Annotated in this window: 21 protein-coding genes and 1 pseudogene; 14 read left to right on the forward strand and 8 right to left on the reverse strand. The window is 61.2% G+C overall.

Annotated elements, in window-relative coordinates:
• Nucleotides 1-210 precede the first annotated feature (210 nt).
• The 3 genes from ACUN0E_RS26350 to ACUN0E_RS26360 all read left to right on the forward strand — a co-directional run bounded on the left by ACUN0E_RS26350 (nucleotide 211) and on the right by ACUN0E_RS26360 (nucleotide 4,687).
• A complete protein-coding gene (locus ACUN0E_RS26350) occupies nucleotides 211-1,281 on the forward strand; it encodes an extracellular solute-binding protein (protein WP_445568420.1) in 1,071 nt (356 codons plus the stop codon).
• A 161-nt stretch (nucleotides 1,282-1,442) separates the two neighbouring features.
• Nucleotides 1,443-3,029, forward strand: coding sequence for a DUF3138 family protein (locus tag ACUN0E_RS26355; protein ID WP_408228831.1), 1,587 nt, complete (start codon nucleotides 1,443-1,445; stop codon nucleotides 3,027-3,029).
• Nucleotides 3,030-3,037: 8 nt separating this feature from the next.
• On the forward strand, nucleotides 3,038-4,687 hold the full coding sequence (locus tag ACUN0E_RS26360) for an amidohydrolase (RefSeq protein ID WP_445568421.1): 1,650 nt from the start codon (nucleotides 3,038-3,040) through the stop codon (nucleotides 4,685-4,687).
• Between the two features lie 253 nt (nucleotides 4,688-4,940).
• Here the strand turns inward: ACUN0E_RS26360 and tnpC are convergent, their stop codons facing one another.
• Entirely contained in the window at nucleotides 4,941-6,359 is a 1,419-nt protein-coding gene (gene tnpC / locus ACUN0E_RS26365) for an IS66 family transposase (protein WP_445565280.1), read from the reverse strand.
• A 249-nt stretch (nucleotides 6,360-6,608) separates the two neighbouring features.
• On the opposite strand from tnpC, the gene ACUN0E_RS26370 reads away from it, so the two are divergent.
• On the forward strand, nucleotides 6,609-6,989 hold the full coding sequence (locus tag ACUN0E_RS26370; protein ID WP_445568422.1) for a DUF5594 family protein: 381 nt from the start codon (nucleotides 6,609-6,611) through the stop codon (nucleotides 6,987-6,989).
• Nucleotides 6,990-7,114: 125 nt separating this feature from the next.
• On the opposite strand, the gene ACUN0E_RS26375 is transcribed toward ACUN0E_RS26370, so the two are convergent.
• Nucleotides 7,115-8,506: an aminotransferase-like domain-containing protein gene (locus ACUN0E_RS26375; protein ID WP_445568423.1), complete on the reverse strand. Its 1,392-nt coding sequence runs from the start codon at nucleotides 8,504-8,506 to the stop codon at nucleotides 7,115-7,117.
• A 351-nt stretch (nucleotides 8,507-8,857) separates the two neighbouring features.
• On the opposite strand from ACUN0E_RS26375, the gene ACUN0E_RS26380 reads away from it, so the two are divergent.
• The 8 genes and pseudogenes from ACUN0E_RS26380 to ACUN0E_RS26415 all read left to right on the forward strand — a co-directional run bounded on the left by ACUN0E_RS26380 (nucleotide 8,858) and on the right by ACUN0E_RS26415 (nucleotide 14,842).
• The gene (locus ACUN0E_RS26380; protein ID WP_408228843.1) at nucleotides 8,858-9,340 is read left to right on the forward strand and encodes an MSMEG_0572/Sll0783 family nitrogen starvation response protein; all 483 of its coding nucleotides are present in this window, start codon (nucleotides 8,858-8,860) and stop codon (nucleotides 9,338-9,340) included.
• Nucleotides 9,341-9,359: 19 nt separating this feature from the next.
• Nucleotides 9,360-10,394: a Nit6803 family nitrilase gene (locus ACUN0E_RS26385; protein WP_445570520.1), complete on the forward strand. Its 1,035-nt coding sequence runs from the start codon at nucleotides 9,360-9,362 to the stop codon at nucleotides 10,392-10,394.
• Nucleotides 10,387-11,457, forward strand: a complete 1,071-nt coding sequence (locus tag ACUN0E_RS26390; RefSeq protein ID WP_445570521.1) for an MSMEG_0568 family radical SAM protein — start codon at nucleotides 10,387-10,389, stop codon at nucleotides 11,455-11,457. Before ACUN0E_RS26385 ends, ACUN0E_RS26390 begins: the two co-directional genes overlap by 8 nt.
• A 2-nt stretch (nucleotides 11,458-11,459) precedes the next feature.
• Complete coding sequence (locus ACUN0E_RS26395) at nucleotides 11,460-12,059, forward strand: MSMEG_0567/Sll0786 family nitrogen starvation N-acetyltransferase (RefSeq protein ID WP_445568424.1); 600 nt, start codon at nucleotides 11,460-11,462, stop codon at nucleotides 12,057-12,059.
• Nucleotides 12,056-13,039, forward strand: a complete 984-nt coding sequence (locus ACUN0E_RS26400; RefSeq protein ID WP_445568425.1) for a sll0787 family AIR synthase-like protein — start codon at nucleotides 12,056-12,058, stop codon at nucleotides 13,037-13,039. The genes ACUN0E_RS26395 and ACUN0E_RS26400 overlap by 4 nt, the downstream gene beginning before the upstream one ends.
• Nucleotides 13,036-13,201: pseudogene (locus tag ACUN0E_RS26405) on the forward strand (MSMEG_0565 family glycosyltransferase); the annotation flags it as partial. The gene ACUN0E_RS26400 and the pseudogene ACUN0E_RS26405, both read left to right, overlap by 4 nt.
• 41 nt (nucleotides 13,202-13,242) lie before the next feature.
• Nucleotides 13,243-13,527, forward strand: coding sequence for an MSMEG_0570 family nitrogen starvation response protein (locus tag ACUN0E_RS26410; protein WP_445570522.1), 285 nt, complete (start codon nucleotides 13,243-13,245; stop codon nucleotides 13,525-13,527).
• Nucleotides 13,528-13,552: 25 nt separating this feature from the next.
• On the forward strand, nucleotides 13,553-14,842 hold the full coding sequence (locus ACUN0E_RS26415; RefSeq protein WP_445568427.1) for an MSMEG_0569 family flavin-dependent oxidoreductase: 1,290 nt from the start codon (nucleotides 13,553-13,555) through the stop codon (nucleotides 14,840-14,842).
• Between the two features lie 97 nt (nucleotides 14,843-14,939).
• Here ACUN0E_RS26415 and ACUN0E_RS26420 read toward each other — a convergent pair whose 3' ends face one another.
• From ACUN0E_RS26420 to ACUN0E_RS26445, 6 genes are all read right to left on the reverse strand, one after another.
• Nucleotides 14,940-17,051 carry a phosphocholine-specific phospholipase C gene (locus ACUN0E_RS26420; protein WP_445568428.1) on the reverse strand — a complete coding sequence of 704 codons (2,112 nt, stop codon included), beginning with the start codon at nucleotides 17,049-17,051 and terminating at the stop codon, nucleotides 14,940-14,942.
• 81 nt (nucleotides 17,052-17,132) lie between these two features.
• On the reverse strand, nucleotides 17,133-17,468 hold the full coding sequence (locus ACUN0E_RS26425; RefSeq protein WP_445568429.1) for a hypothetical protein: 336 nt from the start codon (nucleotides 17,466-17,468) through the stop codon (nucleotides 17,133-17,135).
• 223 nt (nucleotides 17,469-17,691) lie between these two features.
• Nucleotides 17,692-18,522, reverse strand: coding sequence for an alpha/beta fold hydrolase (locus tag ACUN0E_RS26430; RefSeq protein WP_445568430.1), 831 nt, complete (start codon nucleotides 18,520-18,522; stop codon nucleotides 17,692-17,694).
• A gap of 8 nt (nucleotides 18,523-18,530) precedes the next feature.
• Nucleotides 18,531-20,123, reverse strand: coding sequence for a benzoate-CoA ligase family protein (locus ACUN0E_RS26435; protein ID WP_445568431.1), 1,593 nt, complete (start codon nucleotides 20,121-20,123; stop codon nucleotides 18,531-18,533).
• 95 nt (nucleotides 20,124-20,218) lie between these two features.
• The gene (locus ACUN0E_RS26440) at nucleotides 20,219-21,817 is read right to left on the reverse strand and encodes a 3,4-dehydroadipyl-CoA semialdehyde dehydrogenase (protein WP_445568432.1); all 1,599 of its coding nucleotides are present in this window, start codon (nucleotides 21,815-21,817) and stop codon (nucleotides 20,219-20,221) included.
• An 8-nt stretch (nucleotides 21,818-21,825) separates the two neighbouring features.
• Entirely contained in the window at nucleotides 21,826-22,305 is a 480-nt protein-coding gene (locus ACUN0E_RS26445) for a DUF4863 family protein (protein WP_445568433.1), read from the reverse strand.
• A gap of 183 nt (nucleotides 22,306-22,488) precedes the next feature.
• On the opposite strand from ACUN0E_RS26445, the gene ACUN0E_RS26450 reads away from it, so the two are divergent.
• Both ACUN0E_RS26450 and boxC read left to right on the forward strand, forming a co-directional pair.
• Complete coding sequence (locus ACUN0E_RS26450; protein WP_408228871.1) at nucleotides 22,489-23,493, forward strand: helix-turn-helix transcriptional regulator; 1,005 nt, start codon at nucleotides 22,489-22,491, stop codon at nucleotides 23,491-23,493.
• Nucleotides 23,494-23,610: 117 nt separating this feature from the next.
• Nucleotides 23,611-25,281: a 2,3-epoxybenzoyl-CoA dihydrolase gene (gene boxC / locus ACUN0E_RS26455; protein WP_445568434.1), complete on the forward strand. Its 1,671-nt coding sequence runs from the start codon at nucleotides 23,611-23,613 to the stop codon at nucleotides 25,279-25,281.
• Nucleotides 25,282-25,308 lie beyond the last annotated feature (27 nt).

The following is a 25,308-nucleotide window of genomic DNA, read 5'->3' on the forward strand; positions in this document are numbered from 1 at the left end:
ACTGCGGCTTACCCCTCCACCAACCGGGTGCAAGCGCCTGAACGCCGAGAACCCCAAAGTTGCACGTTTATATCCTGCGTGTCCCCCCTCAGTCGGGACAGACGGCGTAATTTCGTCTCCCTAGACTCTGCCCATCGTTGCATCATCATGAACCGGGGATGGAGGTCGAGGATGGAAATCAGCGGGTGGAGTAAGAGACTGGCGCGGCCGATGCGGGCACTATCGGTATGTTTGCTGACCGCAGCGGCGCATGCGGACCCGGTGGTCGTGAACGTCTACAACTGGGGCAATTCGATCGGTAAGGATACAGTCGCCAACTTCGAGAAGGCGACCGGTATCCACGTGGTGTATCAAGAGTTCGACAGCAACGAGACCTTACAAGCCAAATTGCTCTCCGGCAGCTCCGGCTACGACGTGGTAGTGCCGTCTGACGCCTTCTGGGCGAAGCAGTTGGCCGCCGGCATCTATCAGCCGCTCGACAAAACCAGGCTGCCGAATTACGCACTGCTGGACCCCAAACTGATGGCGCTGCTCGCCGCCGACGACCCCGGGCATCAATACGGCGTGCCCTGGAGTTGGGGGACGGACGGTTTCGGGATCAACGTAGAGAAGGTGCAGGCTGCGCTTGGCAAGGATGCAAAGCTCGACGGCCTCGATCTGCTGTTCGATCCCAGGAACGCGGCGAAGCTGAAAAGCTGCGGCATTTCACTGATCGATTCGCCACGCGATGTATTCGGCAGTGTGCTGCTGTATATGAAGCGTGATCCGAATAGCGCTAATCCCAAGGATTACCAGGACGCGATGAGCGTGTTGAAGGGTATTCGGCCGTATATCGCGCAGTTCAGCACCGGCAGCTATATCGGCGACCTGGCGAACGGCGATATCTGTCTCGCGCTCGGCTGGTCGGGCGACGTGAATACCGCGCGACGCTCCGCGCTGGATGCGCATCGCTCCTATCACATCAAATACATTCTGCCGAACGAAGGCGGCCCGATCTGGTTCGACGTGATGGCCGTGCCGAAAGATGCGCCGCATCCCGATGCCGCGCTGAAGTGGATCAACTTTGTGCTGTCCGAGAAGGAAAGTGCGAACCTGACTAACGACACCTCTTATCCCACCGGGGTCGCGAGCGCGTCGAAACTGGTGCATGCGGAAGTGCTGGCCGATCCGGCGGTTTTCCCGCCACCGGCCGACTTCAACAAGCTGTTCGCGGTCAAGCCCTTACCGACCGAGATCAACCGGCTCGTGACACGCCTGTGGCAACAGTACAAGACGGACTAGCGGCCTGAACGGGTTACGACGACGCTGCACAACCTGACGACAGCAGTGCGTTTGGAACGTAACTGAGTCCCGCAACCCCACGCTCATACAACAAGCACGCTTTCTGCCGCCGCGTCTCGCGACGCGGTGCGGATCAACTCGTCCCTTCGATATCTTCCATCATGAAACTGAAAGTCATTGTTCTGGTGAGTACGCTCGCGTTCCAGTTGACTGCCCTTGCTGCACAGACGGACGCTTCTGCACATCCGTCCGTTGCCGCGCAACTTGATGCATTGCAGGCGCAAATCACTTCGCTGCAAGCGGAGATTCATAGCCTGCAGGCTCAGGCCAAGGTTAAGGCAACGCCGCAGATAGCCGCGGCCGCATCTGCACCGGTGTCTGCCACAGCCGCTGCTTCTGCTTCTGTTTCCGCTTCTGCTTTTGCTTCGGCACAGGACTCCGCAGCATTGGCGCGTGATTTTCAGTCGATGCATGAGCAGGTCAACAATCTCACGCTGAAAACGGACTCGCTTGAAGATGCGGCCACCACCGGCCCGCTCGCCGGCCTGAGCGTGACTGGCTATATCGACCCGCTTTACCTGTACAACCGCGCGCAGCGTTCAGGTGGCTTCCAGTTCCTGAATCATGACCCGGGCGTCTACGACTACTTCGAAAGTCAGATCGGCGATGTCTATCTCGACATCAAGAAGACCTTCGGTGTCGGGCCGCTCGCGCCGGCGGCGGAGATCGTGATCCAGCCCAATCGCGGCGTGGGTTCGACCTTGAGCAGCGGGCACGGCAGTGTCGGCAACAACATTCTGACGCAGGCCGATGTGACGGTGCCGCTGAACTCGCTGACCACTTTCACGGCGGGTCTGTTGCAAAGCCCGATCGGCTATGAGCCACTGCCGTCGAATCAGATGCTGACCCTGACGCACAACCTGCTGTACGACTTCAGCGAACCGGCGGGCATGGTTGGCATCGGCCTGAAGGGGAACAACGCGATCTTCACGCATTTCTGGCAGGTGTACATCGCGAACGAACAGTTGCGCACCGCGGGGGCGATCGTCAAAGGTCCCAACAACACCTCGCAGAGCAACTGGGTGCCGTCGCTCTCTGCGCGCTTCGACGATGCATTGTCGACCGCGCTCGACATTGGCGTGGCCGGCATGTTCGGCCGCTCGACACTGTTCTCGCCGTGCGCGAATCCGGGCGGCTATGGTTACCAATGCAACGCATCGACGCCCTTCGGCATGATGCGCTACGTCGAAACCGATTTGACTTACACGCGCGACAAGCTGCAACTGAACGCGCAACTCGACTACGGCGAACAGCAGAAGGGCGCTTACGACGGCGGCACCGCGCGCTGGTACGGCATTTCATTGCAGGGCCACAAGAAGTGGACTTCCACGTGGCTCGGCCATATGGGCGCGACGCTGCGCTTCGACTACCTGAACGACACGGCCAATGGCGGCGGCGCGCCAAACATTCTGTATGGACTCTCGGGCGGTAATCCTTCGGTGAATGCGACGAGCGGCTTCGGCATCGACCCTGCGTGCTTCTCCGCCTCGACGCGCAATGGCACTGAGTGCAAAGGCGCGACGCACTACGACATCACGGCCGACCTGCTGTTTTTTCCGACCCAACAGATCACGCTCAAGTTCGAGTACCGGCACGACCAGGCCAACCATCCGGTGTTCCTGATGAACGACGGTACCTATTCACGTGCCAACGACATTCTGGCGACCCAATTCATCTATTCATTCTGACGACTATCATGGCTAACTTCTCACACGATGCCGCACGCGACGCGCTGCGCTACCGCAACTGCACCTTCGTCAACGGTGCGATCTACACCGGTGGCCCGACGCCGGCCTTTGCAGAATGTCTTGCCGTGCGCGACGGTTTGATCGCATACGTCGGCCGTCGCGCGGGTTTGCCGGAGGCGCTTCACCAGGCAGAGCAAATCGATTTGCGTGGGCGCATGATCGCGCCGGGCTTTACGGATTCGCACGCGCATCCTGTCGAAGGATTCCAGCTGACGTGTGACGGCGATCTCGGCGACGCGCATTCATTCGACGCAATTGGCCATCAGGTCCGCGAATGCGCCGCTCTGCATCCGCAGCGAAGCTGGGTGATGGCGGGCAACGTTGCACTCGAAGCGCTCGGCGAGCGGCTCAACCGCGCGGCGTTAGACACGATGGTGCGTGACCGTCCGTTGCTGCTGATTGGCCACGACGTGCATTCCGGCTGCCTGAACACAGCCGCATTACGCGCCCTCGGCGTGAGCGCAACGACCCTGGACCCCGAAGGTGGCATTTACGAACGCGACGAGCACGGCGAACCCACGGGTGTCGTGCATGAAGCCGCGCTGTATGGGCTGTTTCGCCATCTCCCGCAAATGGGCGCAGACGAATCCGCGCTGGCGTTGCAGAAGGCGCAACGCCAGGCCCACGAAAACGGCATTACGGGGTGGTTCGAAGCGATGGTGGGGCAACGCCTTGTTGATGCCTACGTGCGTGCACGGGACAATGGCGAATTGAAGGCGAACGTGAGCCTGGGGTTGCTGGTGTCGCCGAATATGTCGCTGGCGCCGCAGATTGCCAAGCTGATCGACTGGCGCCATCAGTACGACGGCGGCCGCGTACGTTTGCACACGGCCAAGATCTTTATCGACGGCGTGCTCGAAAGCCACACAGGCGCATTGCTGGACAACTACGAAGACGCCGACCATAACGGCGCTGCGCATTGGGATCCCGCGCAACTGCGCGAGGCTGTATTTGCCGCTGACGCTGCCGGCTTCGATCTACATTTCCACACGATCGGCGACCGCGCGGTACGAATGGCATTGGACGCACTTGAGGCGCTGAACCACGAACGCGGCCGCCGCGACCGCCGAGCGCAACTGGCGCACGTACAACTGATCGACTCACAGGACGTACCGCGTTTCGCCGAGACCGGTGCCATCGCATCGATTCAGGCCGTCTGGGGCAGTGTCGCACCGGATCTGCAGGATCTGTACACGCAATTGCTGGGAGAACGGCGAATGAGCCGCCACTATGCGTTTGGCGATTTGCAGCGCAATGGTGCGATGTTATCGGGCGGTTCCGACTGGCCGGTATCGACACAAAACCCGCTGGTGGCAATAGAAACCGCGTTGCGCCGTGCGAGGCCTGGCGATATCGACGACACGCCGTTCCTTCCCGAGCAAAGCGTCGATCTCGCAACGATGATGCAGGCGTACACGCACAATTCCGCGTACAGCTTGCGTTTCGACGACCAGGCGGGCCAACTGAGCGTGGGCCGTCCGGCATCGCTCGCGGTACTGAGTGACGACGTACGCGAGGTGGCGCCACATCGGATAGCGGAGGTGGCGACGACGATGACGTTGTTCGAGGGCGAGACGGTGTACGGCAAACTCGATTAATTGAGGCGAGCTAGAAAAGGGAGGGCAAGCGGAGAATTACGCACCCGCCCACGCACCCCGCAGGTTTCCGTGGCATACCCATCCACGACGCACGCAGTGTGGAGTGGGCGCTGATGAGCCCTTTGTCACCACGGCTGAATGTGCGAGGGCACGGATTCCAGATGCACCACTACCGTGGCTGCGCGAGGGACCCGCTTAAAAATTAGCGGTGTGAGCCGCTTTCTCTTGCTTACTTCTCTTTGCGGCGGCGTAACTATTCAGCGGCCGGCAGGGGCGAAACGACCAAACCGGCAAAGCTCAAGGCCAGCGCATCGATCAGCGAGCGGTTCTGCTTACGCAAAGTGGCGAGATAGGAGCGGATTGTGCAGAACGCCTCCATGCCGCAGACAGAGCGGAAACACCCTGATATTTTCTGCTTGAGTTTGGGCATGCGGATATCGCGCTCGGCCAGATTGTTGTCGAACGGCACACGGTGATCTGCAATAAAACGCCATACCTGGCGCGTCTGTGTGTGCAGGCGGCGCAGCAGATTGTAGGCAAAGCTCTGCCTGATCTTGCCGCGCCGCTCCTTGCGCCTGGACTCGCGCGCCTGCTGGGGATTAAGCCTGTCTCCCAGAGCAATCAGCGCCCGACTTCGCCTGGCGTAATAGCGCTGGCGCGATCGACTCAGTGCCGTGTTGCCGCAGGCCAGACTGAGCTCACTCTCGCGTTTGGCCTGACACAGCAGATCAATCATCTGCTGGGCCCACGCCTGCCCGGTGGACTCCAGCACAAACACCAACTCGCGCAGATGGTGGGCATTGCATAGCGCATGGTCGCAGTCATAGTAGGCATACGGTCGCCAGCCGTCATGTACCGCGATGCCCGTGAAGCCAGGCAGAATGCCGAAACTGTCGAGTGCCTCGCGACCGCGCTTGTGGTGCGCACCGTACCAGCTCAGCGTGCGCGTTGACGCGGTATGCAGCCAGTGGGGCGTACGTCCCACGCGCATGCTGCTCTCATCGAAATGCACGACCGGCTGCTTATGCAGTGCCTGGCTGATCTGTTCAACTGCGGGCGCCAGCAGATGTGCTGCCTGATCAATGCTGTGCTGCACGGTGCCGGTACTCACACGCAGACCGAACAGATCCGTCAGCGCCTGAGCGGTGCGTCCCACTGGCAGTTGCTGGTACTGCGTCAGATAGACTGCCGCGGCGCGCACCTGGGCACCGTACTGCACCGCCTGGCTTACGCCTTCGGGAAACACGCCCGAATGACGTTTGCCGCAGCGACACTGTGCGATCTGCACGCGATGTTCGGTCACCTCAAAACGCGTGGGCGGCAAATCGATCACCTGACGTCCTTCAGTCACCACGGTGATCCGTGTGGAATCAAGCCGTGCCCCGCATGCATCGCACACCCGCGCCACCGGGTGAATCTCAATGTGATCGGGTTGCGCCACGCGTTTTAGCGTCTTGCCTTTATGACCGGGCTGCGCTCCCGGGCGTGCACCGCTTACGCCGCGCAACGACTTCGGTTTGCGCTTCGGGCCGTCGCTTGATGGTGGCTTGCTGGAGTTATGACTGTCCTTCTCAAGCTTCGCCTCAAGCTCGTTCAGACGCCTCACAAGATCGACGATCAGTGCGTCCTTCTGTTCAGGCGTCAGATCCTTGATGTCGGGCATCTTCGTCATGTCCTTCACTATGCATGGCCTGGTTCCAGTTTACAACCGCTGAATAGTTACGCGGCGGCAAAGAGAAGTAAGTGCCGCCCCGCACAGGGGCAACGCTAATAAACCAATAAGAAATCAAGGAAAGGCCAACGCCATAGACAACAAGGACGCCACAGCTACGCAGCAAACATGCGACAGGCGAGTAACAGGGCCGAGGCCCACCCGCATGCTACGATACTTCGCTCGTTGTGAAGAACGTCGGAGACATAGATGCGTCCAGAGAGTGCCGTCCGTTTCGATGAACAGTTTGCGCCTCGCATCGCCGAGGCGATCGCCGCATGTTTTGCCACCACTGTGCATACCGAAGTACTGCCTTACGGCGGACATGGGCGTCCCACACGCGTGCGAATTCACGCAGCACCGATCGAGGGCCTCAGCCACTACCCGCATCCCTTGAATCTGTTTCTGACCTGGGATAACGACGAGATCGAACAGTTGATGGGCGCGGAAGGGCCGACGCGCTTCGCCGGCTATCTGGCTGCGCTGCCGCGCAAGCTCGAAGCCTGGCGCCATGTGCGCGAACTGGATTTTCTCTCGCACACACAGGCTGAGCCGGTGGTATTGATCGGCGGGCTCGATTTCGGGTCTTAGAACGCCGCCGTGCCGATCCGGAAGAAACTCACGCTTTGCACCAGACTCGATGCCTTGCTGTGCACCGTATTCATATGACAATAATGGTCGGCGCAACGCATCTATGCCGAAGCAGGCGGACGATTTCACATCACTGGAGAATGCAGATGATGCGGATGGTCGAGTGTCTCGCCCACGATGCACAGCGCCTCTTCGCATTCGTCGCGCGTCTTCGAGCCGCCGAGACACACACGCATGGCGTTCGGCGGATTGCCGTCGGTGGAAAACGCCGCGCCTGCAACCGCGGCGATGCCCTGATTGCGCAGTTGCAACGCGAGTTCCGATGCACTCCAGCCACTTTCGACCGGCACCGGTAACCACAAATGAAAACCATCCGGATGCGCTTCGTAAGGCCACGCTTCGAGCATGCGCGAGGCAATCGCCTGGCGCGCGCGCGATTCATTGCGAATCGCGTTGAGCATGTCGAGCGCGGTGCCGTCGACGATCCATTGCGTCGCGAGCATGACCGTGAACGGACTCGCCATCACCGTGGTCGCGCGCAATGCGCCAGCGAGGCGCTGTGTTTGCCTTGCAGTCGGTGCGTGCAGATGCGCGACCCGCAAACCGGCGCCGAGGCTCTTCGATAAACCCGTCACGTAGTAGGTCAGTTCGGGTGCGAAGCTCGCGAGCGCATCGGGCGCATTCTGCGGCAGCATCGCGTAGGCGTCGTCTTCGATGATCGGGACGTTGTAGCGCAACGCAACGTCTGCGAGGGCCTCGCGCCGTTTGTGCGTGAGCGTCAGCGTGCTCGGGTTCTGCAGCGTCGGATTGCAATAGAACGCGCTCGGCTTGTCGGTCTTGCAGAGCGCTTCGAATGCGTGAGCGAGCGGACCTTCGTCGTCGCGCGGCAGAGCTTGCAGACGCACGCCGAGTTGCGCGGCGATCGCCTTGATGCCGGGGTAGGCGAGCGTGTCGAGGCAGATCGTGCCGCCGGGCCGTGCCAACTGCGAGACGAGCGCCACCAGCGCGCTATGAATGCCAGGGCACACCAGCACGTTCTGCGCGTCGCAATGCGGCACGCGCCGCTTCAGCCATTCGGCGCCCGCGTCCTTGTCGGCGGCGGAACCGCCGAAGTCCTGATAACGGAGTAACTGGTAAGGATCGCAGCCGGTCATCAGGCGCGCGGCCGAGTCGCGCAAATGCGCGGCGTAATCGGGCGGCTCGGGTGGCGTGTTCATCGACATCTCGATGCTGGTGCCGCCGGCCAGCGGCAAGGTCGCGGTGCGGCCGCGCACGAAGGTGCCGCTGCCGGCGCGCGAATCGAGCAAACCGCGCTTTCGCGCTTCCGCATACGCGCGTGCCACCGTTGTGTAGTTCAGTGCGAGTTCCCGGGCGAGATCGCGCAGCCCAGGCAGGCGGTCGCGCGGACGCAGACGGCCGGTGGCGAGATCTTCTTCAATCAGTTCGGGAATCGCGAGGTAGGCCGGTTTGCGGATATCGGCGAGACGTTTGATCCAGTGGTGTGTCGGGCTGCTCATCGCCTTGGGCTTTGGGTGAAGGTCATTAAAGTTGATCGGATGCTGAGGCACTCAATGATCGGATTGATCGCCAGTGGTGAATGAGTGCACCACGCCGACACGTCTTTGCCGGCAAACCGCACCCTGCTGGTGCGATATCGCGGCGCTGAGTGCGAATGCTCGTGACGCCCCGGCTGCATGCAACCTTCGCGCCAAAAGAATTTTCGAGTCGCATGTCGAATCGAGCCGGAATTGATTGCTGATTGATCGCATTTGTGTGGCCGATCAATGGCACGGGCGTTGCATTAGGAGAAGCGCGCACAGATTGAACGCGCGTCATCTTTTACTTAGCAAACCTGATCGGAGAGTGTCATGCCAGCCGTCAACAAACCGCTGCATCAGAAAGGCGATTACCTTGTCGACTACGAAGAGAAAGTCTTCGAAGACGTAAAAGCGGAACCGGGCGAGAAGGCGCTCGTCACGTTTCACACGGTTGCGTTCGAAGGCTCGATCGGTTTCGTCAACTTGCTTCAGGCCACCCGTCTGCAACGCAAGGGTTTCGAGACGTCAGTACTGCTGTATGGACCGGGCGTCACGCTCGGTCTGCAACGCGGCTTTCCAACCCTCGGCGACGAAGCGTTCCCCGGTCACCTGAACTTCAACAAGCAACTGATGAAATTCATGGAAGAGGGCGGCAAGGTGTACGCCTGCCGCTTCGCACTGCAAGCCTTGTATGGACACGGCGAAGCGTCGCTGATCGAAGGCATCCGCCCGGTCAGTCCGCTCGACGTGCTCGATATCCAGCTGCTTCATCGCAAGGACAACGCGCTGATCATCCACACGTGGACGGTTTGACGAGAGGCGGGTGACCACTATGTCCGACAAGCGCATCGTGCGTTCCGCCGCAGTCCAGATCGCACCGGACTTCGAACGGAGCGGCGGCACCCTCGAGAAGGTATGCGAGGCCATCGAGAAGGCCGCACGCGAAGGCGTGCAACTGATCGTGTTCCCGGAAACCTTCGTGCCGTACTACCCGTACTTTTCTTTCGTGCGGCCGCCGGTTGCATCCGGCGCCGATCACATGAAGCTCTATGAGGAAGCCGTGATCGTGCCGGGCCCGGTGACGCAAGCGGTGGCTGAGCGGGCGCGTTTGCATAGGATGGTGGTGGTGCTAGGCGTCAACGAGCGCGACCACGGCAGCCTCTACAACACGCAACTGATCTTCGACGCGGACGGCCAACTGGTGCTCAAGCGCCGCAAGATCACGCCGACGTTTCACGAACGGATGATCTGGGGCCAGGGCGACGCGGCGGGTTTAAAAGTCGCTCAAACGGCCGTGGCGCGTGTCGGTGCGCTCGCTTGCTGGGAGCACTATAACCCCCTCGCGCGCTACGCATTGATGACGCAGCATGAAGAGATTCATTGCAGCCAGTTTCCCGGTTCGCTGGTGGGGCCGATCTTCGCCGATCAGATCGAGGTGACCATCCGGCATCACGCGCTGGAGTCGGGCTGCTTTGTGGTCAATGCAACGGGCTGGCTTACCGAAGCGCAGATCGCGTCGGTCACGCCGGATACGAATCTGCAGAAAGCGCTGCGCGGCGGCTGCAATACCGCGATCGTGTCGCCCGATGGGCAACATCTGGCCCAGCCGCTGCGTGAAGGTGAGGGCATGGTAATCGCCGATCTCGACATGACGTTGATCACCAAACGCAAACGCATGATGGATTCGGTCGGCCATTACGCGCGGCCTGAATTGCTCAGCCTTGCGATCAACCGGCGGCCGGCGGAAACCGTCGCACCGATGGCGGTGTGGTCCAGTGCTTCGAGTACTGGTTTTGATTCAGACGAGGGATGGCGCGATGAACTCCAGCGAGACACTGTCGGCAGCGAGCCGGCAATTGATGACTGAATTGCAGTCGGCCGGTTTGCGGCTCGTGTCTCCGGATGCGGGCGCCGCGAGCCGGCGCGGCGGCGCAGGCCCATCGGACCACAAGGCCGTAACGGTGGACGGCGTGACGATCATGGTGCCGGTGCATACGAGCACCGCATGGCACTCGCCGTTCGTCGCGCAGACGCCGGACGCGAACGGCTCGAGCGCGTTGTTGCGGGGCATGATTCCGATTGCCAATATCAGCTTTCCGAAAGCACCGCGTTTTTACGGCATGCAAACGCTCGACGGTGTGCCGTACTCGCACATCGCCACCTTGCATAGTGCGGACGTGCTGGCCACGACGGTGCTACAAACCTGCATCCGCTACGAGAGCCGTCACAAGAGTTGCAAGTTCTGCGCAATCGGGCAGTCGCTCGCGGCAGGCCGCACGATCGCCCGCAAAACGCCGGAACAATTGGCCGAAGTGGCGCGTGCAGCGGTGTTGCTCGACGGCGTCAAGCACATGGTGCTGACCACCGGCACGCCGCCCACGCCTGATCGTGGCGCGCGGATTCTGTGCGAGAGCGCGTTCGCCATCAAGGCGGCGGTGGATCTGCCGATTCAGGCGCAATGTGAGCCGCCTGACGACGATCGCTGGTTCACGCGCATGAAGGCGAGCGGCATCGATACGCTCGGCATGCATCTCGAAGTGGTGGCGCCCGCATTGCGCAAACGCATCATGCCGGGCAAAGCGGGCGTGCCGATGTCGCGTTACATGGAGGCGTTCAAGGCCGCGGTTGCCGTATTCGGGCGCGGCCAGGTCAGCACGTACATACTCGCCGGTCTCGGCGATAGTGCCGAAGCGATTCTGACCGTGTCGCGTGAACTGATCGAACTCGGCGTCTATCCGTTCGTGGTGCCGTTCGTGCCGATCAGCGGCACACCGCTCGAAGATCATCCGGCGCCCACTCCTGAATTCATGAAGTCGGTCCTGCAGCCGCTCGGTGGCATGCTCAACGCCGCCGCGATGCGTTCGAGCGATATCAAGGCGGGATGCGGCAAATGCGGCGCGTGTTCATCGCTGTCATCGTACGAGGAGTGATCATGTTCGGGGAAGCGATTGCAGGCGAGGCACTGGATGGCGACGTTGTTTTTGCACCGTATACGCCGAGCGAATTCCGTATCAAATGGACCACCCTGGATTGGGAAGCCGACGAAGCGTACAAGTTGAGGCGCGCAGTGTTCTGCATTGAGCAGGGCATTTTTGTCGGCGATGATCGCGACGATATCGATCGACACGCGCAGCAACTGGTGGCAGTCAGTTGCGTGGCCGGCATGCCGGAGCAGGTGGTCGGCACTGTGCGGATTCATCGCGATGAGGGCAACGTGTGGTTCGGTTCGCGACTTGCCGTGCATGCGGCGTTTCGCCGTCACGGCAAGATCGGTGCTACGCTGATTCGTCTCGCGGTGAGCAGCGCCCATGCGCTCGGCTGCGAGACTTTTTTCGCGCATGTGCAGAGCCAGAACGTGCCGCTCTTTTGCGCGATGCATTGGGACGTGCTTGCTAAAGAAACGCTATTGGGGCGACCTCATCATCTGATGCAGGCGCAGCTGGATTGGTATCCGCCATGCGTGACGCCGTATGGCGGCTTGGTGACTCACACGCAACCACATGGCCTTCAGTCCGCACGGAGAGCCGCATGAACGTGGCCGATCTCGTTGCCAGCTTGCGCGAAAGCCGCGGGTTTCGGCACAAGACTGATATCGCCGATGTGGTCAGCTCGCTCGCACGGCATCTGCCTGGCGGTGCGCAGGATCTCGCACAGGCCGTCGCACTTGGCGACGACTGCGCGGCACTCGCCGATGGCGATGGCTATCTACTGTTCGCAATCGAAGGCATGGTCAGCGATTTCGTGAGCGCGATGCCGTGGTTCGCCGGCTATAGCAGTGTGATGGTCAACGTCAGCGACATCTACGCGATGGGTGGTCGGCCCCTTGCGGTGGTTGATGCGCTGTGGAGTGAGGGCATTGGCGCGGCCGGGGACATGCTTGCAGGCATGGCGGCGGCCTCTGTCGCTTATGGCGTGCCGATTGTCGGCGGTCATACGAATACGCGCAGCAATGCAGCGCAACTGGCGGTGTCGATTGTGGGGCGAGCGAAGACGCTGCTTTCGAGTTTCAACGCGAAACCGGGTGACCGGCTGATGATGGCTGTCGATTTGCGAGGCCGGTTTGAGGAACCTTATCCGTTCTGGAATGCATCGGTGGACGCGCCGTCTGGACGCCTTGGAGCGGATCTGGAACTGCTGCCGAAATTGGCGGAAGGTGGCTTGTGCGACGCGGCGAAAGACATCAGCATGGCCGGCACGCTCGGCACGGCGCTGATGTTGCTCGAATGCTCGCGGGTGGGCGCGCGGATAGATATCGATCGTATTCCGAAGCCTGCAGATGTTCCGTTGGAGCGCTGGGTCACAGCGTTTCCGAGTTTCGGCTATCTGCTATCGGTGCGGGAAGAACAGGTGGAAGCCGTGCAGGCGCAGTTTGACTCGCGTTCGCTCGCGTGCGCGGTGATTGGTTCGGTCGATGCAACGCGTGAAGTGGTTTTGCGTCAGCACGAAGAGACTGCGGTGTTGTGGGATTTCAATCGCGAGCCGTTCATGATCGCGACGGACGGTCCGCGGTGAACAGGTTGCGTAGCGCATTGCTGACGCATTCAGTCAACCCGCGCGGTGGCGTGATGCATACGCTCGAACTGGCGACGGCGTTGACTGCGCTCGGCCATGATGTGACGCCCTTTGCACCGGTCGTGCCGGGCGAAACGCTGCTTTACTTGCCGCTTCCTTGCAAAGCGCACGCCGGCTATTCATTGATTGATAGAGGATTTGCGATGCCTGTCATGCACTTTCGGATTCAGTGGCCCGATGGCGACGAAGCGAACTGTTATTCGCCGTCGCTCGTCATCGGCGATTTTTTCAAGCCTGGAGAGACCTATGCGCTGGACGATTTCGTCGAACGTTCACGGCAGGCGTTAGGTATCGCGTCGGAACGCGTACGCGAGAAATACGGCTTTGCCTGCTCTGCGGCGATGGACCAGCTTGCGCAGATCGAACGCGATGCTGAGCGCTTTCGCGATCACCCAGAGGCGACCGTCAAGGTTCTCGAATTCATCTAGACACTTATTTTGCAGAGGACGCATCATGTCGAATCCAACACATCATGCGCGTGCCGATGGGCATTACAGTGTGCTCATCGTCGGCGGCGGGCAGGCGGGCCTATCGGTCAGCTATTTCCTCAAGCAGGCGGGTATCGACCATCTGGTCGTGGAAAAGAACTCAATCACGCATACGTGGCGCCAGCAACGTTGGGACGCCTTCTGTCTCGTGACGCCGAACTGGCAATGCGCATTGCCGGGCTATCCATACCGGGGCGACGATCCGCACGGGTTCATGAAGAAAGACGAGATCATCGACTATCTCGACGGCTTCATCGCGCACGTCGATGCGCCGGTGATCGAGCATGTGGAAGTGAGGCGCGTTAAGCAACGCAACGATGGGGTCTATACGATCGCGACCACGCAAGGCGATTTCACGGCGGAGCAGGTCGTGGTGGCTTCGGGCGGCTATCACACGCCTATCGTGCCGCGTCTCGCCGAGCGCTTGCCCGCAGGCATCGTGCAGTTGCAGTCGTCGGCTTATCGGAATCCACAGGCCTTGCCTGAAGGCGCGGTCATGGTGGTCGGCACGGGGCAATCCGGCGCGCAGATCGCGGAGGACTTGCATCTGGCGGGGCGCAAGGTGGTTCTCGCGGTTGGCGAGGCACCGCGCTGCGCGCGCTTCTATCGGGGTCGTGATGTGGTCGATTGGCTTGCCGACATGCAGTACTACGACATGCCGGTCGAAAAGCATCCGCTACGCGAAGGCGTACGTGACAACACCAATCACTATGTGACCGGCCGGGATGGCGGCCGCGACATCGACCTGCGCAAGTTCGCTGCTGAAGGCATGGAGTTGTACGGCAGGCTCGACGATCTGCGCGACGGGCAATTCCATTTCGCGCCGACGCTCGCTGTCAATCTCGACGCCGCAGACGATACGTATAACCGGATCAATGCGAGCATCGACGGCTTCATTGAAAAGCATGGCATCGACGCACCCGCGGGCGAGGTCTACGAACCCCTCTGGCGGCCGGCCGAAGAACGTACCACGCTCGATCTGGAGGCTAGCAGTATTTCGGCGATTATCTGGTGCATCGGCTTCACGCCGGACTTCAGCTGGCTCGACGCGCCCGTGTTCAATGGCCGGGGATATCCGGCGCATACGCGCGGCATTACATTGAACGATGGTTTGTATTTCGTCGGCCTGCCGTGGCTGCATACGTGGGGTTCAGGACGCTTCTCCGGTGTCGCGCGCGATGCGGAGTTCGTTGTGCAAGCGATTCACGAGAAGATGTGTGAGCGCGCCTCGGCGAGGGCGGCTGTAGCGGCTTGAGACTACGGTTTAAGCGTTGCGATGCGTACGCATGAAAAAGCGGCCGTTGCTTTCTATCGCAGCGACCGCTTCTTTTTGGTAAAGGCTTAGTGGAAACTTAGCTGCCCAGTGCCGGATCGCTCATGCTGCTCTTGCCGGTTTCCACGTGTCCGGCGAAACGTCGCGCGAACGACGGGTCTGTGTCGACGGTAATTGCGAGGTCGTACCAGCCATAGGCGTTGCGCAGATCGAGGTATAGCTGTTCAGTGTCGCCACCGCGCACCGAATGTTTGACCACGTTGCTCGCATCATAGGCATTGACGATGGTGAACTGGCAACGTGCGCTGCCCACGTTCTCCAACCGCAATTGCAGGTTGCCGTTCGCGACGTCGTAGCCTTCGGCGACTTCCGGCCGCGCGATATCGGAGCCGTGCCACCAGCTTCTCGCAACCGGCTTGCCCGCGAAGCGGCGCAGAAAACCGTTCGGGCCATAGACCGTGTAATCGTACGTACCGTCGACATTCAATGGCAATTGATCCTGCAGCCGCTTGCCGGCTTCGACCGTATACGTAAGCGGCGCGGCGAGACCATTCGCTGCATAGACGAGAAACACGGCGCCCGTGCGGCCCGAATTGACGAAACGCATCGTCAGCTTGTTGGCCGAGCCTTCACCATGCACGCGCACGAACAGCTCGTACGGGAGGGCGCGGGCCGGGCGTACGCCGGGTTCCTGCTTCGGCACAGCCTGCAGGAGCGGCGGCAGCGGGACATAGTCCGGATGGCGGCTCTGGTCGGGCGGCACATAGCCGCTCGTGCTCGGCAGCGTCGGAAACGCGTCGTTCGGGGTGCTGAAGTTGAATGCCGACATCAGATCGCCGCACACCGCGCGGCGCCACGGCGTGATGTTCGATTCGCCGAGATTGTGCTGCTCGCCGAAGCGTTTTTCGATGAAGCGGATCACCGACGTATGGTCGAACAGTTCCGAGCACACGTAGCCGCCTTTCGACCACGGCGAGACCACCAGCATCGGCACGCGCGGACCGAGTCCGTACGGACCCGCCGGCGTACTACCGTTGCCTGCATAGTTTTCATTGCTGGTGTCGGCGGTGGACAAACCGTTTGCACTCGACGCCGGCGCGAACGGCGGCGCCATGTGATCGAAGAAGCCGTCGTTTTCGTCGTAATTGATCAGCAGCACGGTCTTGCTCCATACCTCCGGATTCGACGTGAGAATCTGCAAGACCTGATCGACGTACCACGCACCATAGTTGGACGGCCAGTTCGGGTGCTCGGAATACGCTTCCGGCGCGACGATCCACGAAACTTGCGGCAAGGCATTGTTCTGCACGTCGCGCTTGAGGATGTCGAAGTAACCGTCGCCATTGGCTGCGTTGGTGCCCGTGCGGGCGTTGTCATACAGCGGGTTGCCCGGCTGCGCGTTGCGGTACTGGTTGAAGTAGAGCAGCGAGTTGTCGCCGTAGTTGCCGATGTACGGGTTCTGCGTCCAGCCCCACGAGCCGTTTGAGTTGAGTCCGGTGCCGATGTCCTGATAGATCTTCCAGGTGATGCCGGCGTTCTGCAGCACTTCCGGATACGTGGACCAGCCGTAGCCGAGCTCCGAGTTATCGATCACCGGGCCGCCACCGTTGCCGTCGTTGCCGACCCATCCGCTCCACATGTAGTAGCGGTTCGGGTCGGTCGGGCCCATCAGCGAGCAGTGGTACGCGTCGCAGATCGTGAACGCGTCGGCAAGTTGATAGTGGAACGGAATGTCGTCGCGCGTGAGGTAAGCCATCGTCGTGGTGCCCTTGGACGGCACCCATTGATCGTAGCGGCCGCCGTTCCATGCTGCGTGCGTGCTGGTCCAGTCGTGCGCGAGGTCCTGCAGGAACTGCAGACCGAGGTTCGGCGCGCTGGGGCGGAACGGCAACACATAACCGACATCCGCGGCGAGCGGCTGATACCACACCGGCTTCCCGTTGGGCAGATTGATCGCGCGCGTGTCGCCGAAACCACGTACGCCCTTGAGCGTGCCGAAGTAGTGATCGAACGAGCGGTTTTCCTGCATCAGCACGATGATGTGCTCGACGTCGCGAATGCTGCCGGTCTTGTTGTTGGCGGGAATCGCGAGAGCGTTGCGAATGCCCAGCGGCAACATGCTCAACGCGGTGGCGGATCCGGCGGCGTGCGCGGCGGAGCGCAGAAATTCACGGCGATTTTTTGAAGTCATGGTTTTGGCTTTCGATCTTCATAAGAGGAACGAACCACGCGGCGCGCTAACATGAGCCGCGCATCGCGTGGGGCGCGGAACTCAATCTACGGTGTGGATGACGGGTGTGGCGAGCGGCGTCGATGCGGCAGCGGACAGAGCCGTGTCGGCGCTTGATGCGGGCAGCGCTGGGGTTTGAATCGTGAGTGCGGGTGAGGCGGGTGAGGCGGGTGAGGCGGAAGACGGGCTCGCTGCCAAGACCTGTGAAGCGCCGTTGTCATCACCGGCACTATTGGTAGAACTCACTGCGTTCGTGTCCGGCGCTTTGTCGTCGTCGTTGCCGCAGGCGCCGAGCAATCCGCACAGCGACATGGCAATCAGTGCGCCTGCCAAACGTTTGCGATGTAAGGCAACAGTCGGCTTCGACACAACGGACATGGAATGCCTCCGGCACGGGGGAGTGAGCGCCAGGGCATTCGCGTGCCCGGGTCAACGATGCAGAAGAATAATCGCCGACCTGTGTAAGTTTTGTGAAGATTCGGTGAGAAATAGTGAGGAATCTGCCGGCCCTCGATCCTTAATCGTGGATCGCTACGATTTGCCGGCTATGGAAAACGCGATAGCCGGTGCACACCGGCGGGAGAGCGTACCGCGATGATGTTCAACGCTGCCGCGAGATAAACGCCGCAATCGCCTCGTTCAACGCGTCCGGCGCATCGCGATGCGGCGAGTGTCTGCAAGCATCGAGTTTGACCAATTGCGCATGAGGCACTCGCTCGGCGATCGTATCGATCTGCGCCATCGTGCCGTAGTTATCGTCGTGGCCTTGCACCGCAAGCAGAGGTTGCTTGATGGCGGCCAGTTCACTAGCGATGTTCCATTCCCTGAACGCCGGATTCAACCAGATATCGTTCCAGCCATAAAACGCGGAATCGACGTCAGCGTGATAGCGACTGAGCTTGCTGCGCAGATCCGTGGTTTCGTAGAGTTCTTTGGTCTGCGCGATGCTTTCCACCGAGATGTCTTCGACGAATACATGCGGTGCGATTGCTACCGCGCCGGCCAATTCATCTGGATGCATCGCCGCGTACAGCAGCGCAATTGAGCCGCCGTCGCTATGGCCGACCACCCACATGAGTCTGCGCTCCTGCATGCCGATATCGAGCGCGTCGAGCAAGGCGGGCAGGATATCGCGTGCTTGCTCCGTCATGAAATCGACTGGCCATTTGACGTCGTGTTCGCGCGGTGTGGAGAGTCCATAACCGGGCCGCGAATACACGAGGCCACGTATGCCGAGCCGCTCGCACAAGACTTGCGGCCAGTCGCGCCACATTGCAATCGAGCCGAGTCCTTCGTGCAGGAAGACGGCAATGGGTGCATCGCCTGCCGCCTCATTCACCCAACGATATTCGATCCGCAAAGGCCCATGCGATGCCGTGGCAGGCAACTCAGCGAAGTCGCTAACAATGGTTGAGCTTGCGGGGTTCTGCATGGATCACCTTATGACTGTTCGCGCAGTTTGAAGCGTTGGATCTTGCCGGTAGCCGTTTTCGGCAAATCGTCGACGAATAAAATATCGCGAGGATACTTATGCGGCGCGAGCCGCTCCTTGACGAAAGCCTTCAACTCATCCACGAGTATCTCAGACGGCGCGAATTCGCGCTTCAACACCACGAATGCGCGGGTTTTCACGAGGCCGCCGTGATCTACGCCGACCACCGCGGCTTCCAGCACCGCATCATGCTGCACCAGGACCATTTCCACTTCGACGGGCGATACGTACTGGCCGCTCACTTTCAACATGTCGTCGCTACGGCCCGCGTACACGTAGCAGCCGTTCGCGAGGCGGCAGTATTTATCGCCACTGCGAATCCACTCTCCGAGGAACGTCGCACGCGACTTCTCGCGATTGCTCCAGTACATCAGTGCGGCACTCGGCCCCTTGATATACAGATCGCCTACTTCGCCATCAGGCACCGCATGGCCCGCTTCGTCGCGCAGTTCGATTTCATAGCCGGGCACCGGACGGCCCGTGGTGCCGTATTCGACCGCGCCCGCACGATTCGACAGGAAGATATGCAGCATTTCGGTCGAGCCGATACCGTCGAGAATCTCACAGCCGAAGTGTGCTGTGAAGCGCTCGCCAATTTCGCGTGGCAGCGCTTCGCCCGCCGACGTGCACACGCGCATCGCGACATCGGCGCGCGCGGGCAGGTTAGGGCACACGAGCATGCTCGCGTACAGCGTCGGCACGCCGTAGAAAATGGTCGGGCGATGCCGCACGAGGCGCGTGAAAATGGCCTCGGCGGTGGGACGTTCGGCCATCAATACGGCTGTGGCGCCGACCGAAAGCGGGAACGTCAGACCGTTGCCCAGACCATACGCAAAGAACAATTTGGCCGCCGAGAAAACCACGTCGCTTTCGACGATGCCAAGAATCGGCTTCGCGTACAGCTCAGCCGTCCAGTACAGATTCGCGTGCGTGTGGACGGTGCCTTTCGGTTTGCCGGTCGACCCTGACGAATACAGCCAGAACGCGATATCGTCGCAACCTGTCGTGGGCGCCTTGATGGCCGGCGTGGCCGCGTCGATCAGATCCTTGAGTAGCGGCGCGATTAAGGGCTCGTTTTCGGGCGGCTGCGAAACGATCAACTGGCAACCGTCGTGTTCGGCGGTATCCATCGCCTGCGTGACATTCGGCAGCAAGGCACCCGATGCGATCACGGCGCGCGCGTGGCTGTGCGTCAGCATGTACACATAGTCGGCGGCGGTGAGCAGCGTGTTCGCAACGACCGGCACGACGCCCGCATAGAGCGCGCCGAGAAAGGCGACCGGCAGCTCGACGGTATCGAGCATCACCAGCAGCACGCGTTCTTCCGGATGCACGCCGAGGGCGCGCAATGCGCTTGCGAAACGCCGGGCCCGCTCTTCGAGTTCGCCGTAAGTGGTGGTGCCGGTATCGTCGATATAAGCGGTCTTGGCGGCGCGCGATTCGTTCAATCGGAACAGGTAGGCCGCGAAGTTAAATACCGCGGGCGGCGGTTCGACCGTCGCGGCGGGCTGACTCGCAGCCGGTTCCAGCAGGGTTTCCATATGTCTCCTCCATCGGGTGGGGGCGGTCCGGCGGTTATGTGCTCGTGATCCGCTCGATGCTTGCTACCTCATTGCTTGATGCCTGTCTTGCGCCGTTACGCTGCCGGCAAATGCGTGGTTTGCGTCAATGCGTCGATCGCCGCGCTCGATGCCTGAATGGCCGAGCGTCTGTGATAGAAACCCAGGGCACGCAGGCCGCCGAGTTCTTCTCCGCCGCCTGCGCGGCCCGGTCCGCCATGCAGCGACATCGGCATCACGTTGCCGTGGCCGGTTTGACTCTGCTGGACTGAGGGCGAGATCGCGTGCACACGCCCATGCGAATCGGCGAGTTCCAGCGCGAGGCGGCCGAGATGCGCGTCGTCGTTCGAATAGATCGACGCGACGAGCGAACCCTGGCCGCGTCGCGCGAGTGCGACGGCGTGCGCTTCGGGAAGGGCACCGCTTGCCGCGGCGGCGACGCGATAGGGCGCCACGGTTGCCACCGGTCCGAACACTTCGACATCGTGCAGCAGTGTTGCGCGATCGGGATCGTTGACGACGAACAGATGCGGCGCGACGCAGGCCGCAATCGATGCGTCCGCATCGATCAGCGGTGCAGCCGAACCGTCGTACGCGAGCACGGCTTCCTCGCGCAACGCGGCGATGCCGGCCAGCACGTTCTCGTACTGCTCGCGGCTCACGAGCGAGCCCATCCGCACCGCGTCGTTGCGCGGATTGCCGACGCTTATTTTCGCGAGCTTTGCTTTGAGTGCATCCAGGACCGCTTCGAGCGTTGCTTCCGGCACGAACGCGCGCCGGATCGCCGTGCATTTCTGACCGGACTTCACGGTCATTTCCCGTACTACCTCCTTGATGAACAATTCGAAGGCTGGCGTATCGGGTGTTGCATCGGCACAGAGAATGGCGCTGTTGAGGCTGTCGGCCTCGACATTCAGGCGCGCACCGCGCTCGACGAAAGCCGGGTGCGCGCGCAATGTTGTGGCGGTTTGCGCGGAGCCGGTGAACGACACCACGTCGAATGCCTGAATCTGATCGAGCAGACCCGCTGAACCGCCGCAGATGACTGACAATGCGCCGGGCGGCAGAATGCCTGCGTCGACCACATCGGCAACCATTTTTTGCGTGAGCCATGCTGTCGCCGTAGCGGGCTTGATGATGACAGGCACGCCGGACAACAACGCGGGCGCTGCTTTCTCCCACAAGCCCCACGACGGAAAATTGAACGCGTTGATGAAGAGCGCGACGCCGCGCGTTGGCGTCAACACATGCTGCACGGAGAACGATTGGTCTTTGCTCAGCGATGCGGCGTTGCCGTCGCGCAGCGCATGCACGTCGCCGAGCGACACACCGAGTTTCGCGTAGTACGACAGCGTGAAGATTCCACCGTCGATGTCGACCGCCGAATCATTGCGCGTCGTGCCCGAGTTCGCGGTCGCGATCGCATAGTAGTCGTCGCGCCTCGCTTGCAACAGTTTCACGATCTCGGCAAGACGGGCGGCGCGCTGCGCATAGGTCAACTCACGTAAAGCTGCGCCGCCGTCTTCTCGGGCGAAACCGAATGCGTGAGCGAGATCCAGACCTTGGCTCGACACGCGCACGAGCGCTTCACCGGTGATCGGATCGGTTAGCGTCACGCCTTCTCCGCCGCCTGCGATCCACTGGCCGGCAACGTAGTTTTTCAATAGTTCAGTCATGGCGAAGCTCAGGCGGAAGGTGGGGTGACGGTGAATTCGATCGCGCCTTGCGGCAGCAGATACAGCACCAGCGCCTGGCCATTCGCGACGGTCGGACGATGCGCGCTGCCGGGGCCGTACACGCACCAGCCGGCCGGATGACCGTCGAAGGTGGCGCCTTCGGTGAGTGGCATGATCAGATCGATTTCGCCGTTCGGGTGAACGTGATGCGGACCGGCAATATCCTTCATATCGACCACGTCGACGGAAAAGCCGTGGGTATCCGGCAGTGCCTTGAAGATCCGGCCATAGCGGATGCCACCGCCTTCGCGGTTGCACAGCCAGCCTTCGGTCACGCCGGTGCGGCAGGCATCGGTGAGATCGCGGAAGGTCGTGCCATCCGCGGGATAGGTATCGTTGAGCCACGTGGCCAGCGTGCCGTCGAGCGGCCGACTGGCGAGTTGCTCTGTCACGCCCGCAATCAGGCATTGAAACTCATGTGGGGACATGTGAGCCTCCAGATCAGCGCGCTCACGCACCTTAATTCATGCGTGTTGCGCGCCTTTTCCGTGATGCCGCCGAAAAATCTCGACAGCGTTTGTTATTGGATCAATATTTGGCGAAAATTAACCGTTCACTCAGTGCGTGTCAAGCACTATAGTACATTTAACGCAGTCAAAAGGCAGTTAAACATGAACCAAAATTACTCTTCCGCGCCGCTGGACGACCCTGCCGATGAGGACGCAAGCCGTGCGGGCCGGGCCAGCCCCGGGGCGGACAGCGGTGCTGAGCGCGGCGGCGAGCGAGAGGAGCGCGATCCTTTCCTGACGGCAATGGGCGATCGCGTGCGTCTGCTGCGCGCGCGCCGCGGCATGACGCGCAAGACGCTGGCGACTGAAACCGGCTTGTCGGAGCGTCATCTGGCGAATCTGGAATCGGGCGTGGGGAATGCGTCGGTACTGGTATTGCGGCAGATCGCGGCGACGCTGAACTGCCCGCTGGCCGAAGTGATCGGCGACGAAACCACCGCTTCCGCCGAATGGCTGCTGATCCGCGAACTGCTGCAAGGGCGTGACCAGGCGGCGTTACAGCGTGCCCGTGTGGCGCTCGCCGAAATGTTCGCGCAAGCGCCGCGCGACCCGCATCGCAAGGACCGGATCGCGCTGATTGGCCTGCGCGGGGCAGGCAAGTCAACCTTCGGGCGGATGCTGGCGCAGGAGCGCAAGGTGCCATTCGTCGAACTCACGCGCGTGATCGAACAACTCGCCGGCTGCCCGCCGTCGGAGATTCACTCCCTCTATGGTGCGAGCGCTTACCGGCGCTATGAACACCGCGCGCTCGAGGCGGTGATTCAGGAGCACGAGCGCGCGGTGATCGCGTCGCCGGGCGGACTGGTGTCGGAGTCGGGCACCTTTAACGCGCTGCTGTCGCACTGTTTCACCGTGTGGTTGCAGGCCACGCCGGAAGAGCATATGCGCCGTGTCGTCGCGCAAGGCGATCTGCGGCCGATGTCCGGCAACAAGGAGGCGATGGACGACCTCAAACGCATCCTGGCAGGGCGCAGTGAACTGTACGGCCGTGCCGACATGACCTTCGACACTAGCGAGAAAACCTTGGCCGACGCCTATTTGCAGCTGCGTGACCGGCTTGCGGCAAGGCTCGCAGCGGAATCTCCGGACGAAGTACGGGTGAGCTGAAATGCAGTGCGGCGTCAGGGTTTACTAGCAAATATGCATTAAAGTGCTTTACATGGATTTGGAGATGCACTATTGTTCAAAAAACAAGTTTTGCATCGTCCAGTCAGGAGACGCCCCATGTCCACAGCAGAAACCGCAATCGCGCCGGTCGACTACCGCACCGATCCCTCGCAGTACAAGCATTGGAAGCTGAGTTTCAACGGCCCTGTCGCGACCCTCGGCATCGATATCGCCGAAGATGGCGGGATCCGTGACGGCTACAAGCTGAAGCTGAATTCGTACGACCTCGGCGTCGACATCGAACTGCACGACGCGATACAGCGCATCCGCTTCGAGCATCCCGAAGTGAAAACGGTGGTGCTGACGAGCCTGAAGGACCGCGTGTTCTGCTCGGGCGCGAACATCTTCATGCTGGGTCTGTCCACGCATGCGTGGAAGGTCAACTTCTGCAAGTTCACCAACGAAACGCGCAACGGTCTCGAAGACTCGTCGCGTCATTCAGGTCTGAAGTTTCTCGCTGCCGTGAACGGCGCATGCGCTGGCGGCGGTTATGAACTCGCGCTCGCTTGCGACGAAATCTATCTGGTGGATGACCGCTCGTCGTCCGTCTCGTTGCCGGAAGTGCCCCTGTTAGGTGTGCTGCCGGGCACGGGCGGCCTGACGCGTGTTACCGATAAACGTAAGGTGCGCCACGATCGTGCGGACATCTTCTGCACGGTGGTTGAAGGCATTCGCGGCGAACGGGCGAAAGCATGGCGTCTTGTGGATGAGGTCGTGAAGCCGAATCAGTTCGACCAGACGATTCAGGCCCGCGCGCTCGAACTCGCCGAGCAAAGCGATCGTCCCGCGGACGCACAAGGCGTCATGCTCACGCGAATCGAACGCACTGAGCGCGAAGACGGCCTGACTTATAAAACGCTCGATATCACGATCGATCGTGCGAAGCGCATTGCTACCTTCACCGCGAAAGCCCCGCAAGCCGAACAGCCCACGGGGATCGACGCGATCGTCGCGGCCGGCACGAGCTGGTGGCCGCTGCAGTTTGCTCGCGAACTCGACGACGCGATCCTCACGATGCGCACCAACGAACTCGACGTCGGCACCTGGGTCTTCAAGACCGAAGGCGATGCCCGTAACCTGCTCGCCGCCGACGCCACCCTGATGCAGCACAAGGACCACTGGTTCGTGCGCGAAACCATCGGCTTGCTGCGCCGTACGCTGGCGCGCATTGACGTGTCGTCACGTTCGTTGTTCGCGCTGATCGAGCCGGGCTCGTGTTTTGCCGGCACCTTTGCGGAACTCGCGTTCGCCTGCGACCGCAGCTATATGGCGGCACTGCCGAGTAACGAAGACGAAGAACCGGCGATCACACTGTCGGAAGTCAACTTCGGTCTCTATCCGATGGTTACGCATCAATCGCGTCTCGCTCGCCGCTTCTATGAAGAAGTCGAACCGCTCGACGCCGTGCGCTCGAAGATCGGCCAGACGATCAAACCGGTTGAAGCCGAACGCCTGGGTCTCGTGACCGCATCGCCCGACGATATCGATTGGGCCGACGAAATCCGCATCGCGCTCGAAGAACGCGCGGCCATGTCGCCGGATGCATTGACCGGCCTGGAAGCGAATCTGCGCTTCAACGGCCCGGAAACGATGGAGACGCGTATTTTCGGGCGTCTCACCGCCTGGCAAAACTGGATCTTCAACCGGCCGAACGCCGTGGGCGAGAAGGGCGCACTCAAGGTGTACGGCAAGGGCAGCAAAGCGCAATTCGACGTCTCGCGCGTTTGATCCTTTCGACGCGACGCAACTGAAAGC

The organism is Paraburkholderia sp. D1E (assembly GCF_052682275.1).

What these genes read in the sequence shown, in the direction of transcription:
- ACUN0E_RS26450 (WP_408228871.1), top strand. Translation starts at nt 22,489, where the DNA reads ATGAACCAAAATTACTCTTCCGCGCCGCTGGACGACCCTGCCGATGAG.
- ACUN0E_RS26375 (WP_445568423.1), bottom strand. Translation starts at nt 8,506, where the DNA reads ATGAGCAGCCCGACACACCACTGGATCAAACGTCTCGCCGATATCCGC.
- ACUN0E_RS26425 (WP_445568429.1), bottom strand. Translation starts at nt 17,468, where the DNA reads ATGTCCGTTGTGTCGAAGCCGACTGTTGCCTTACATCGCAAACGTTTG.
- ACUN0E_RS26445 (WP_445568433.1), bottom strand. Translation starts at nt 22,305, where the DNA reads ATGTCCCCACATGAGTTTCAATGCCTGATTGCGGGCGTGACAGAGCAA.
- ACUN0E_RS26395 (WP_445568424.1), top strand. Translation starts at nt 11,460, where the DNA reads ATGTTCGGGGAAGCGATTGCAGGCGAGGCACTGGATGGCGACGTTGTT.
- ACUN0E_RS26435 (WP_445568431.1), bottom strand. Translation starts at nt 20,123, where the DNA reads ATGGAAACCCTGCTGGAACCGGCTGCGAGTCAGCCCGCCGCGACGGTC.
- ACUN0E_RS26400 (WP_445568425.1), top strand. Translation starts at nt 12,056, where the DNA reads ATGAACGTGGCCGATCTCGTTGCCAGCTTGCGCGAAAGCCGCGGGTTT.
- boxC (WP_445568434.1), top strand. Translation starts at nt 23,611, where the DNA reads ATGTCCACAGCAGAAACCGCAATCGCGCCGGTCGACTACCGCACCGAT.
- ACUN0E_RS26360 (WP_445568421.1), top strand. Translation starts at nt 3,038, where the DNA reads ATGGCTAACTTCTCACACGATGCCGCACGCGACGCGCTGCGCTACCGC.
- ACUN0E_RS26410 (WP_445570522.1), top strand. Translation starts at nt 13,243, where the DNA reads ATGCCTGTCATGCACTTTCGGATTCAGTGGCCCGATGGCGACGAAGCG.
- ACUN0E_RS26385 (WP_445570520.1), top strand. Translation starts at nt 9,360, where the DNA reads ATGTCCGACAAGCGCATCGTGCGTTCCGCCGCAGTCCAGATCGCACCG.
- ACUN0E_RS26430 (WP_445568430.1), bottom strand. Translation starts at nt 18,522, where the DNA reads ATGCAGAACCCCGCAAGCTCAACCATTGTTAGCGACTTCGCTGAGTTG.
- tnpC (WP_445565280.1), bottom strand. Translation starts at nt 6,359, where the DNA reads ATGACGAAGATGCCCGACATCAAGGATCTGACGCCTGAACAGAAGGAC.
- ACUN0E_RS26390 (WP_445570521.1), top strand. Translation starts at nt 10,387, where the DNA reads ATGACTGAATTGCAGTCGGCCGGTTTGCGGCTCGTGTCTCCGGATGCG.
- ACUN0E_RS26355 (WP_408228831.1), top strand. Translation starts at nt 1,443, where the DNA reads ATGAAACTGAAAGTCATTGTTCTGGTGAGTACGCTCGCGTTCCAGTTG.
- ACUN0E_RS26415 (WP_445568427.1), top strand. Translation starts at nt 13,553, where the DNA reads ATGTCGAATCCAACACATCATGCGCGTGCCGATGGGCATTACAGTGTG.
- ACUN0E_RS26440 (WP_445568432.1), bottom strand. Translation starts at nt 21,817, where the DNA reads ATGACTGAACTATTGAAAAACTACGTTGCCGGCCAGTGGATCGCAGGC.
- ACUN0E_RS26350 (WP_445568420.1), top strand. Translation starts at nt 211, where the DNA reads ATGCGGGCACTATCGGTATGTTTGCTGACCGCAGCGGCGCATGCGGAC.
- ACUN0E_RS26380 (WP_408228843.1), top strand. Translation starts at nt 8,858, where the DNA reads ATGCCAGCCGTCAACAAACCGCTGCATCAGAAAGGCGATTACCTTGTC.
- ACUN0E_RS26370 (WP_445568422.1), top strand. Translation starts at nt 6,609, where the DNA reads ATGCGTCCAGAGAGTGCCGTCCGTTTCGATGAACAGTTTGCGCCTCGC.
- ACUN0E_RS26420 (WP_445568428.1), bottom strand. Translation starts at nt 17,051, where the DNA reads ATGACTTCAAAAAATCGCCGTGAATTTCTGCGCTCCGCCGCGCACGCC.